11 protein-coding genes are annotated in these 10,950 nt (G+C 71.7%); 6 read left to right on the plus strand and 5 right to left on the minus strand.

All coding sequences use genetic code 11. From position 1 onward, the window contains the following. Window positions 1-114 precede the first annotated feature (114 nt). Window positions 115-561, plus strand: a complete 447-nt coding sequence (locus ACFWR9_RS18180; RefSeq protein ID WP_383842804.1) for a hypothetical protein — start codon at window positions 115-117, stop codon at window positions 559-561. 38 nt (window positions 562-599) lie between these two features. Here the strand turns inward: ACFWR9_RS18180 and ACFWR9_RS18185 are convergent, their stop codons facing one another. From ACFWR9_RS18185 to ACFWR9_RS18195, 3 genes are all read right to left on the minus strand, one after another. Then, window positions 600-1,664 (minus strand): RNA polymerase sigma factor SigF, encoded by a 1,065-nt coding sequence (locus ACFWR9_RS18185; protein ID WP_383842838.1) that lies wholly within the window; start codon window positions 1,662-1,664, stop codon window positions 600-602. A 29-nt stretch (window positions 1,665-1,693) separates the two neighbouring features. Further along, window positions 1,694-2,107 carry an anti-sigma regulatory factor gene (locus tag ACFWR9_RS18190; protein ID WP_003973726.1) on the minus strand — a complete coding sequence of 138 codons (414 nt, stop codon included), beginning with the start codon at window positions 2,105-2,107 and terminating at the stop codon, window positions 1,694-1,696. Between the two features lie 250 nt (window positions 2,108-2,357). Next, entirely contained in the window at window positions 2,358-2,618 is a 261-nt protein-coding gene (locus ACFWR9_RS18195) for a UBP-type zinc finger domain-containing protein (protein WP_383842808.1), read from the minus strand. Between the two features lie 61 nt (window positions 2,619-2,679). Between ACFWR9_RS18195 and ACFWR9_RS18200 the strand changes: the two genes are divergently transcribed. Beyond that, the gene (locus ACFWR9_RS18200; protein ID WP_383842811.1) at window positions 2,680-4,272 is read left to right on the plus strand and encodes a Na+/H+ antiporter; all 1,593 of its coding nucleotides are present in this window, start codon (window positions 2,680-2,682) and stop codon (window positions 4,270-4,272) included. Between the two features lie 76 nt (window positions 4,273-4,348). Here ACFWR9_RS18200 and ACFWR9_RS18205 read toward each other — a convergent pair whose 3' ends face one another. Together ACFWR9_RS18205 and ACFWR9_RS18210 are read right to left on the minus strand one after the other, a co-directional pair. After that, entirely contained in the window at window positions 4,349-5,257 is a 909-nt protein-coding gene (locus ACFWR9_RS18205) for a 1-aminocyclopropane-1-carboxylate deaminase/D-cysteine desulfhydrase (RefSeq protein WP_383842814.1), read from the minus strand. A 69-nt stretch (window positions 5,258-5,326) separates the two neighbouring features. Then, window positions 5,327-5,905 (minus strand): N-acetylmuramoyl-L-alanine amidase, encoded by a 579-nt coding sequence (locus ACFWR9_RS18210; protein WP_383842841.1) that lies wholly within the window; start codon window positions 5,903-5,905, stop codon window positions 5,327-5,329. 328 nt (window positions 5,906-6,233) lie between these two features. Between ACFWR9_RS18210 and ACFWR9_RS18215 the strand changes: the two genes are divergently transcribed. The 4 genes from ACFWR9_RS18215 to ACFWR9_RS18230 all read left to right on the plus strand — a co-directional run bounded on the left by ACFWR9_RS18215 (window position 6,234) and on the right by ACFWR9_RS18230 (window position 10,427). Beyond that, entirely contained in the window at window positions 6,234-7,640 is a 1,407-nt protein-coding gene (locus ACFWR9_RS18215) for a family 2B encapsulin nanocompartment shell protein (protein ID WP_383842817.1), read from the plus strand. A gap of 87 nt (window positions 7,641-7,727) precedes the next feature. Next, a complete protein-coding gene (locus tag ACFWR9_RS18220) occupies window positions 7,728-8,888 on the plus strand; it encodes a family 2 encapsulin nanocompartment cargo protein polyprenyl transferase (RefSeq protein WP_383842820.1) in 1,161 nt (386 codons plus the stop codon). A gap of 259 nt (window positions 8,889-9,147) precedes the next feature. Continuing rightward, entirely contained in the window at window positions 9,148-9,774 is a 627-nt protein-coding gene (locus tag ACFWR9_RS18225) for a GNAT family N-acetyltransferase (RefSeq protein ID WP_383842823.1), read from the plus strand. A gap of 68 nt (window positions 9,775-9,842) precedes the next feature. Further along, entirely contained in the window at window positions 9,843-10,427 is a 585-nt protein-coding gene (locus ACFWR9_RS18230) for a dihydrofolate reductase family protein (RefSeq protein WP_383842826.1), read from the plus strand. The last annotated feature ends 523 nt before the right edge of the window (window positions 10,428-10,950 follow it).

Genomic DNA, 10,950 nt, shown 5'->3' on the forward strand with positions numbered 1-10,950 from the left:
CCTAGTGGGTGGTACTCGGCCCAGACCGAGGTGAAGATCGCCACGGTCGAACCGCGCACGTGATAGGGCGGACACCCTCGTGGACGCCGGTATGCGGAGGGCTACCCTTCAGGGGTGAGCAGTGAGCCGAACCCCGTTTCCGAAGCCGCCGAAGAGGCGGGCCCCCGTCCCGGCCGGCTGACCGCCGCGGCCGCGCTCGCCGCACTGGAGGGACTGGCGCTCGTCGTGGGCGGCGCCTGGATGCTCGTCGGGGGGCTCACCGGCCATCCCGCCGACCGGACCTCCGCGATCACCGGCGGCGTCACCCTGATCGTCCTCGCCCTGCTGCCGCTGCTCGCCGCGCGCGGGCTGCTCGGCCGGCGGGGCTGGAGCCGGGGGCCCGCCGTGATCACGCAGATCATGGCGCTGCCCGTGGCCTACAACATGCTGACGACGAACGGTCCGGCCATTCCGGCGGGCATCGTGCTCGCCGTGGTCTCCGTCACGGCACTGGTGCTGCTCGTCAACCCGGAGACCACCCAGGCCCTCGGCATCCGGGGCCCCGGCAACGCCGAGAAGTAGGCGGGGCCGGCCGCCGCCCGCCGACGCGGGCGGGGCGGCTACTCCTCGACCAGCAGCTTCTCCCGCAGCTGCGCCAGGGTGCGGGCCAGCAGCCGCGAGACGTGCATCTGAGAGATGCCGACCTCCTGCGCGATCTGCGACTGGGTCATGTTGCCGAAGAAGCGCAGTAGCAGGATCCGCTTCTCGCGTGGCGGGAGGTCCTCCAGCAGCGGCTTGAGCGATTCCCGGTACTCGACGCCCTCCAGGGCCTCGTCCTCGGCGCCGAGGGTGTCCGCGACCGCCGGGGACTCGTCGTCGGTGTCCGGCACGTCGAGGGAGAGCGTGGAGTAGGCGTTGGCCGACTCCAGACCCTCCAGGACCTCCTCCTCGGAGATCGCAAGCTTCTGCGCGAGCTCGTGCACCGTGGGGGAGCGCCCGTGCAGCTGGGAGAGCTCCGCGGTGGCCGTGGTCAGGGCCAGCCGCAGCTCCTGGAGCCGGCGTGGGACGCGGACCGCCCAGCCCTTGTCCCGGAAGTGCCGCTTGATCTCGCCGACCACCGTCGGTGTCGCGTACGTGGAGAACTCCACCCCGCGGTCCGGGTCGAAACGGTCGACCGACTTGATCAGTCCGATCGTGGCGACCTGGGTCAGGTCGTCCAGGGGCTCGCCGCGGTTGCGGAAGCGGCGCGCGAGGTGCTCGACGAGCGGCAGGTGCATGCGGACCAGCCGGTTGCGCAGCTCCGCGTAGGCGGGGCTGTCCTTCTCCAGGGTGCGCAGCTCGGCGAACAGGAGGCGCGCCCCGCTGCGGTCCTGCGGGTCGTGCCGCGTGCCCCGCGTGCCCCGGGCACCCGGCGCGTCGTCCTCGGAGTGTCGCTCGTGCTCGCTCATCGTCCCGCCCGTTGCCCTTTCCCGAGCCTTCTCCTCCGCTCGGACGGGCCGGACGGGGGTGTCCCCGGTCCGCTGCCCGTCGCCCGGAACGACGGCCTCGGGTGAGGTCTCGTCCTCCGGATGCGGCCGGGCCTGCTCGGGGATGCCGTCGATGCCGTCCGCCGCGCGCCGGGCCTCGTTCGGAGAACGCGCGCCCTCGGCCGGCCGCTCCCGTGTACCGCGCTCGTCGTCCCGCACCGGCCCGTCCCCGTCCCCGTTTCCGTCCCTCACGTCGGCCCGGGTCCCGCGCCGCGCTGTTTGTAGAGGCTGATCGAAACGGTTTTGTCCTCGTCCACGGCGGAGGAGACCTTGCCCGCGAGGGCGGACAGCACCGTCCAGGCGAAGGTGTCCCGCGAAGGGGCGTGGCCGTCCGTGGTCGGCGCCGAGACAGTGACTTCGAGCGAGTCGTCGACGAGGCGGAAGACACAGCTGAGCACCGAGCCGGGCACGGCCTGCTGGAGCAGGATCGCGCAGGCCTCGTCGACTGCGATGCGCAGGTCCTCGATCTCGTCGAGGGTGAAGTCCAAACGGGCTGCGAGGCCGGCCGTCGCCGTACGCAGCACCGACAGGTAGGCACCCGCGGCCGGCAGCCGGACTTCGACGAAGTCCTGGGTCGCGGGCTCGCCTGCGATCTGGGACACCCTCACCTCCAAGGTGGTACAAGCGTTACAGGGCCAGGGGGTCGCCCTCGGGGTAACGCGATACGTGGTTCAGCGGTGACGTTATCGCGCTCCGAACTTTCCTGTCCCCGAGACCCCAACCCCTTGCTGTCACTCATAGTAAACACACGAACACGCACAGTGGCTAGGGGTCCGGCGGGCCCAAATCGGAAGAGCGCGCGCCGGGTTGACGTACCCACGCCTCAGACGGTCGAACCGTACCGGGCCGAGGTCACACGAGGACGTGGTCGACGAAGCACCAGCGCCAGTTCTCCCCGGGCTCGAAGGTGCGCATGACCGGGTGGCCGGTCTCCTTGTGGTGCGCCGTCGCGTGCTGCCCCGGCGAGGAGTCGCAGCAGCCGACATGACCGCAGTCGAGGCACAGCCGCAGCTGCACCGGGTCCGTGCCCTCGGCCAGACACTCCGGACAGGTCTCGCCGCGCGGGTCCGGTTCCGGGTGCGGCAGCGCGTCGGCGTGCGTGCACTGTTTCATGATTGCCAGGTTACGACGGGTGTGCGGATCACCGCGCGGAAAAAGAGGGCGGGCGAGGACCATGGGCGTGATGCCGCTGCTGTTGCTGGTGGCGGGCAGCGCCGCGGTCGCCGCCGCGGGGCGGCGGGTACCGGTGCCGGTGCCGCTGCTGCTGGTGGCGGTGGGCCTGGCGGTCAGCTACGTCCCGGGCGTGCCCGACTACACCCTCGACCCGCACATCGTCCTGCCCCTGCTCCTGCCCCCGCTGCTCTACACGGCGGCCACCGACAGTTCCTACCTGGACCTGCGGGCTCAGGTGCGGCCGGTGGCGCTGCTGTCCGTGGGCTACGTCCTCTTCGCGGCCTTCGTCGTCGGCTGCGCCGCGTACCTGATCGTGCCGGGTCTGCCGCTGACGGCGGCCCTGGTACTCGGCGCGGTGGTCGCGCCGCCGGACGCCGTCGCCGCCACGGCCGTCGCGCGCCGCGTGGGGCTGCCCTCCCGGATCACCACGATCCTCCAGGGCGAGTCCCTGGTGAACGACGCCACCGCGATCACCGCCTTCAGGGTGGCGCTCGCGGCCGCGGTCGGCGAGGGCGCGACGTGGGCCGGCGGGATCCTGGAGTTCGTGATCGCGGCGATCGGCGGCGTCGGCGTGGGGATGGTGCTGATGGTGCCGCTGCACTGGCTGCGCACCCATCTGCGGGAGGCGCTGCTGCAGAACACGCTCTCCCTGCTGATCCCGTTCGTCGCCTACGCGGTCGCCGAGCAGGTGCACGCCTCCGGGGTGCTCGCGGTGGTCGTCGTCGCGCTCTATCTCGGCCACCGCGCGTGGGAGGTCGACTTCGCCACCCGGCTCCAGGAGGAGGCGGTGTGGAAGATGGTCGCGTTCGTGCTGGAGTCGGCCGTGTTCGCCCTGATCGGACTCCAGCTGCCCGTCGTCCTCAAGGGGCTCGGGGAGTACGAGGGCGCCGAAGCCGCCTGGTACGCCATCGCCCTCTTCCTGGTGGTCGCGGTGGCGAGGTTCGTGTGGGTGTATCCGGCGTCCTTCCTGCCGCGACTGTCGGCACGCGTGCGCGCGCGTGAGGGCGACCTCTCCTGGAAGGGGCCGTTCATCATCGGCTGGGCGGGGATGCGGGGCGTGGTCTCGCTGGCCATCGCCTTCTCCATCCCGCTCACCGTGCACGACGGCGATCCCTTCCCCGAGCGCAACCTCATCCTGTTCCTCACCTTCACCACCGTCATCGGCACGCTGGTCGTCCAGGGCGTCACGCTGCCGCCGCTGATCCGGCTGCTGAAGTTCCCCACGCGCGACGTGCAGACCGAGACGCTCGCCGAGGCCAACGCCCAGGCACAGGCCTCCCGGGCGGCCGAGCGGCGCCTGGACGAGTTGCTCGCCGACGAGCGCAACGCCCTGCCGGGCCCGCTCGCCGACCGCCTGCGCACCGTCCTGGAACGCCGCCGCAACGCCGTCTGGGAGCGGCTCGGGCAGGTCAACCCGGTCACCGGCGAGACCGTCGACGACACCTACCGGCGGCTGTCCCGGGAGATGATCAGCGCCGAGCGCGACGTCTTCGTCCGGCTGCGGGACGGCCGTTACATCGACGACGAGATGCTGCGGACGCTGCTGCGCCGCCTGGACCTGGAGGAGGCGGCGGCCTACCGGGAGGCCACGTGAGCGGGGTCGCGGGGGCGGGCGACGTGAGCGGGGCGCGGGGGCGGCGCGGCCGGGAGGGCGGCCCCGGTCCCCCCGGTCAGGGGAACGGGCGGCCGGTGACGACCGCGGCCAGGGTCGTCCCGCGCGGGAAGGCGCCCTCCTGGGCGAGGGCGAGCAGGGCGTGCAGCAGCTTGGCGACGTACACGCGCTCCACTGGGAGGCCGTGGCGGTGTTCGAAGTCGTCGGCGAAGGAGTCGAGCTCCGGCGTCGTGCGGGCGTAGCCGCCGCAGTGGAAGCGGCCGTCGAGGCTCCAGTCGCCGCGCGGTCCGCCGAACGCACGGTCCTGGAGCAGCCGTATGTCGTCGGCCAGGAAGCCGCCCTTGAGCACGGGTATCCCCAGCGTCCGCCGGCCCCGGGGCAGTCCCGCGGCCAGACCGGCGAGCGTGCCACCGGTGCCGCACGCGACGGCGGCCACGTCGGCGCGTCCGCCCAGCTCCTCGCCGAGAGCCCGGCAGCCGCGGACGGCCGACGGGCTGCTGCCGCCCTCGGGGACGACGACCGCGTCCTCGGCGTCCACCGCGCGCAGCAGCGCGGCCAGGGTCTCCGGCTCGCTCTTGCGGCGGTACGTCGAGCGGTCGACGAAGTGCAGCCGCATGCCGTCGGCCACGCACCGGGCCAGGGAGGGGTTGAGCGGCCGCCCGGCCAGTTCCTGACCGCGCACCACGCCCACCGTGGACAGGCCGAGCAGCCGGCCGGCGGCGGCCGTCGCGCGCAGGTGGTTGGAGTAGGCGCCGCCGAACGTGACGACGGTGCGGCCCCGCGCGGTGGCGAGATTCGGCGCGAGCTTGCGCCATTTGTTGCCGACCAGGTCGGGGTGGATCTGGTCGTCCCGCTTCAGCAGCAGCCGGACGCCGTGCCGCTCGAACCGCCCGTCGACGATCTCCTGGCAGGGTGACGGCAGGCAGGGGCCGAGGGCGGCGAGGTCGGAGGTGTCGGTGCCGGTCACCGAGCCATTGTCACGCCGTCGCGCGGGTCGTGCCGCCGCGTGTGTCGCACCGCACGCGCGGCGGCCACGTCACTTCAGCCGGTCCCGGATCCGTCCCCGCATGGACGCCATCGTGAACCCGCGCGGGTCCACCTTCCCGGGCTGCCACTCCAGGTGCCCGATCACGGAGCGTTCGTTCCACCCGTGATGGCGGCAGACCGCGGCGGCGGCCCGCTCGATCGCCTCCAGCTGCGCCGCCGGCCAGGGGTCGTCGCCGTCGCCCAGGTTCTCGCACTCGAATCCGTAGAAGTGCCGGTTGCCGTCGGTGTTCGCCTCGTTGTCCTTCGGCAGCGCCCTCTCGGCGATCACCGCGCGCAGGACGTCGTCGTCGCCGAGCCCGGCGTGGTTGGCCCGGCCGTACCCGACCAGATGGACCCGGCCGTCCTTCGTGATGACCCCGTGGCACAGGGGGCCGGGCAGGCCCTCGTAGCCCCTGCGGCAGAGGTCCACCGTCCGCGCGCTGCCCTTCGTGACCGTGTGGTGGATCATCACACCGTTCACGGGCCCCCAGGGGCCCTTGTGGTTGCGGTTGTGGCTGCGCCAGTCGCCGACCTCGACGACGGCGAGCCCTTCCGCCTTCAGTGCCTTGAGGAAGCTACTCGCGGACATGGGTGAGGCCACGGCCGACTCCTTCACGCTGTGTGACGGCCGCCGGGCGCGATCGCCTCGTACCGTGCTTGTACCGAAACGGAGCTCCCGCTATTGCTTGTTCGGCGCGCGTGCGAGCGTTTTCGGACAATCTTGTCCCGGCCCATCGCGTTGAACAGGGCCGGACAAGACGCCGAGACCACGAACAAGCTCCCATATCTGCCCCGGCTTCCGGTGATCCATTCCCGCTCTTTCGTGTAATAGCACCGGCACGCTCCGTGAGGAAGGCTGGTCCACGCACATCGATGCCGGGCGCAGCCGTCCGGCACGACCGGGAGGGCAATTCCTTATGTCGGTAGGCGAAGAGGTCCGCACCGAGCAGACCAGGCCGCAGCAGAGCCTCGGCACGGCGGCCGCGCGGAACCTGGCCACCACGACCAAGTCCGTTCCTCAGATGCAGGAGATCAGCTCGCGCTGGCTGCTGCGCTCGCTCCCCTGGGCGGACATCCAGGGCGGCACGTACCGGGTGAACCGGCGTCTGACCTTCGCCGTCGGCGACGGCCGCGTGACGTTCGTGAAGACCGGCGACCGCGTCGAGGTCGTCCCCGCGGAGCTGGGCGAGCTGCCGGCGCTGCGGTCGTACGAGGGCGACGAGGTCCTGTCGGAACTCGCGCAGCGCTGTGAGCAGCGGGAGTTCGGCCCCGGCGAGGTGATCGCCTCGTTCGGCGGCCGGGCCGACGAGGTGTACCTGCTGGCGCACGGCAAGGTCGAGAAGATCGGCACCGGTCCCTACGGTGACGACGCGGTGCTCGGTGTCCTCGCCGACGGCGCCTACTTCGGCGACCAGGCACTGCTCGACGCGGACGCCATCTGGGAGTACACCGCCCGCACGGTCACCGCCTGCACCGTGCTGGTGCTGCCCCGCCAGGAGGTGGACCAGGTCGCGGAGCGCGCCGAGTCCCTGAGCGCGCACCTGGAGGAGCAGCGCTCGCTCCCGGAGCAGAACACCAACAAGCACGGCGAGAAGGCGATCGACCTCTCCGCCGGTCACAGCGGCGAGCCGGACATCCCGCACACCTTCGTCGACTACGAGGCCCGGCCGCGTGAGTACGAACTGAGCGTCGCCCAGACCGTGCTGCGCATCCACTCGCGCGTGGCCGACCTGTACAACCAGCCGATGAACCAGACGGAGCAGCAGATCCGGCTGACGGTCGAGGCGCTGAAGGAGCGCCAGGAGCACGAGCTGGTCAACAACCGCGAGTTCGGCCTGCTGCACAACTGCGAGTACGACCAGCGGATCCAGCCCCACGACGGCGTGCCGGGACCGGACGACCTGGACGAGCTGCTGAGCCGCCGCAGGGGCACCAAGCTGCTGCTCGCCCACCCGCGTGCGATCGCCGCGATCGGCCGGGAGCTCAACCGGCGCGGACTGGTCCCCGAGACGATCGACGTCGCCGGCAACCGCATCCCGACCTGGCGCGGGGTGCCGATCTACCCGTGCAACAAGATCCCGGTCACCGAGGCCCGTACGACCTCGATCATCGCGATGCGTACCGGCGAGCAGGAGCAGGGCGTCATCGGGCTGCGGGCCACCGGTATCCCGGACGAGATCGAGCCGAGTCTGTCGGTGCGCTTCATGGGCATCAATGAGCAGGCCGTCATCAAATACCTGGTCACGGCCTACTACTCGGCCGCGGTCCTGGTGCCGGACGCGCTGGGCGTCCTGGAGAACGTCGAGATCGGCCGCTGGCAGTGACGCCAGTCCGCCCGACGCGGTGTCCCCGCCCTCCCGGGCGGGTACACCCCGGGGGTACGGGAGCGGGCCCATGGGGGAGGTGAGTCCATGACGGAGACCGGGTGCGGCGCCACCGCGACCCGCGGTCCCACCGGAGCGCCTGAAGGGCACGGGCCCATCGGCACACAGCGCACCGACGAGCCGGTAACCCCGGCCGACGGACCCGGGCCGCCGGTGTCCGAGGGGCAGGAGGCGGCGGCGCTCCTGCGCGAGTCCCGGGCGTCGGTCGACCCCGAACTGCGCTCCGCCATCGCCGCATTGCCTCCGATGATGCGCCGGGTCGCGCTCTACCACTGCGGCTGGCAGCACGCGGACGGCACGCCCGCGGAGGGCAACGCGGGCAAGGCGATCCGCCCCGCACTCGTCCTCACCGCGGCCGCCGCGCTCGGCGGGCCCGCGGCCCGGGCGGCGGCGGTCCGGGCCGCCGCCGCGGTGGAGCTGGTCCACAACTTCACACTGCTGCACGACGACGTGATGGACCGGGACACCACCCGGCGCCACCGGCCCACCGCCTGGACCGTGTTCGGCGACGCCGACGCCATCCTCACGGGGGACGCCGTTCAGGCGCTCGGCCTGCGGCTGCTCGCCGCGGACCCGCATCCGGCGTCCGCGGCGGCGGCCATCCGGCTGGCCGACTGCGTCATGGAACTGTGCGAGGGCCAGCACACGGACACGGCGATGGAGCGGCGCGCGCCCTACGAGGTCACCCTCGACGAGACGCTCGCCATGGCCGAGGCCAAGACGGGCGCCCTGCTGGGATGCGCCTGCGCGCTCGGCGGGCTGTACGCCGGTGCCGCCGACGAGGACGTCGAGGCGCTGGACGCATTCGGCCGGCAGGCCGGGCTGGCCTTCCAGATCATCGACGACGTCATCGGCATATGGGGCGACCCGCGCCACACCGGCAAGCCGGCCGGCGCGGACCTGGCCGTCCGCAAGAAGTCGCTGCCGGTGGTCGCCGCCCTCACCTCCGGCACCCCCGCCGCCGCCGAACTCGCCACGCTGTACGCGGCACCGTACGACGAGGACAAGGAGGACCTGGAGCGCACCGCCCTGGCCGTGGAGCGGGCCGGCGGCCGGGACTGGGCGCAGGCCCAGGCGGCCGACCGGATGGCCCGGGCGATGCAGGAACTGGCCCGTGCCGTGCCGGACCCGGAGTCGGCGGGCGGACTGCTCGCGCTGGCCGAGTTCGTGACCCGGCGCACCACCTGACGGCCACCTGACGGCCGCCCGGCGCACCACCCGGCCGCCCCGGTCGGCCGCGCAAGACCCCGGAGCCCGTGCAGGGCCGTACGGCACCTGACCCGACGTACGGCCGCACCGCCGACGGCTCCGGTCCGGCGGGTCCCGCACTTCCCCACGGTGTGCGGGGCCCGCCCCCTGTCCGTGTCCGGCCGGCGTGTGAGGCTCACCGGATAGGCTCAACCGCCGTACACACGAGCGACGTTGAGCCGAAGGAACGGGGCGGGTTATGGGCGTGGTGATCCGGACGGCGGGGGAGGGCGACCGGGAGCGGGTCGTCCGGCTGCTGGACGAGGCCTTCCAGGACGATCCGGTGAGCAGTTGGGTCTTTCCCGACGCGGAGTACCGCCGGCTGACCCATCACCGGCTGATGGCCGTCTTCACCGACGCCGTGCTCGCCGACGGTCGCATCGATCTCACCGAGGACGGCGCGGCCTGCGCACTGTGGCTGCCCGTACCCGCGGACGAACAGGCGCCCGAGGAGTCCACCGAGGAGCCCGCCGAGGACATCCCCGTCCTGGTGCGCGAGGCCGTCGACCCGGACAACGAGCGCGTCGAGCTGATAGCCCGGCTGACCGAGGGCATCCACCCCAGCGGCCGGGCCCACGAGTACCTGTGGATGATCGGCGTGGCCCCCGGACGGCAGGGCGAGGGGCTGGGCACCGCGCTGATGGCGGCGGTCCTCGACCGCTGCGACAGCGAGGGGACGCCCGCCTACCTGGAGGCGAGCAGCGCCCGCGGCCGGGTGCTGTACGAGCGCCTGGGCTTCGAGTTCACCGGCCAGGCCCTCCACCTCCCCGACGGCCCCCTGATGTGGCCGATGTGGCGCGAGCCGCGGGGCGAAATAATCGACTGACCGGACAACTACAACTGGAGTACTCTGATCGTAGTGGTCAAGTCATGGCCAAGACGAAGGAGACCGGTTTGCGTAAGCTCACGTACTTCATCGCCTGCTCGATCGACGGCTTCATCGGCGGCCCGGACGGTGACGCGTCGTTCATGTACCCGTTCGTCGACGAGGAGTTCTTCGCGTTCCTGAAGGCGGAGTACCCGGAGACGGTGCCGACGTTCGGCCGGCGGCAGCGCGGCATCGACGACCTGCCGAACAAGCGGTTCGACACGGTCGTCCAGGGCCGGGGCAGCTACGACCTGGCGCTGAAGGAGGGCATCACCAGCCCCTACGCCCACATGCGCGAGCTCGTCGCCTCGCGCACGCTCACGGAGTCGCCCGACCCCAACGTCGAGATCGTCTCGACGGACCTGGTCGGCAGGGTCCGCGAACTGAAGGCGGAGGAGAGCGACCTGGACATCTACCTGTGCGGCGGAGCGGCCGTCGCCGGAGAGCTGGTCGACGAGGTCGACGAGCTGGTCATCAAGACGTACCCGGTTCTGCTGGGCACCGGCATGCCGATGTTCGCCTCGGGCTTCGAGGTCTCCGAGTTCGTGACGGGGTCGGTGCGCACGTTCGGCAACGGCGTCGTGGTACGGACCTACGACCGGAAGCGCTGAGCCGTCCCGCGTTGAGGACGGTGTCGACTTCGAACCCTACGGGTCCTTCCTGACTGCCGATGAGACCACTGAATGGTTCCGTGCGTGGACAGGCAACGGCGACTGGGCTCCGAAGGAGAGACAGGGCGTCGTCGCCCGCGACCTGGGTGCTTTCCTGTGGTTGCTGGCTGACGGCTTCGGCCCATGGGAAGCAGCCACTGCCTACGAGCCCGAGCCTGATTGGGCTCCCCAGTTTCCCGACTTCGACGACACCATCTTGAAGCTTTGCCGTTGAATCCCCATGGCGACCCATGACCTGCAGGTCCAGGGGAAGAAGACCGCACCCGGACCGTCATGGACGCCGTTCTCGGCGGCCTGCGGACCGGGTGCGGACAGGTAGGCGATGCGACCCGCGAAACCGCAGGTCAAACGGCCTAGCCATAGATCAAGCCTTCTTGGTCTCCCAGAAGATCTTGTCGATCGATCGGGTCGCTAGACGGCGTTTCGCCTGACCTGGGTGTATGGCTTTGACCTGCGACGGAGC

This window comes from Streptomyces sp. NPDC058534 (assembly GCF_042717365.1).
In the GTDB taxonomy this organism is placed as follows: domain Bacteria; phylum Actinomycetota; class Actinomycetes; order Streptomycetales; family Streptomycetaceae; genus Streptomyces.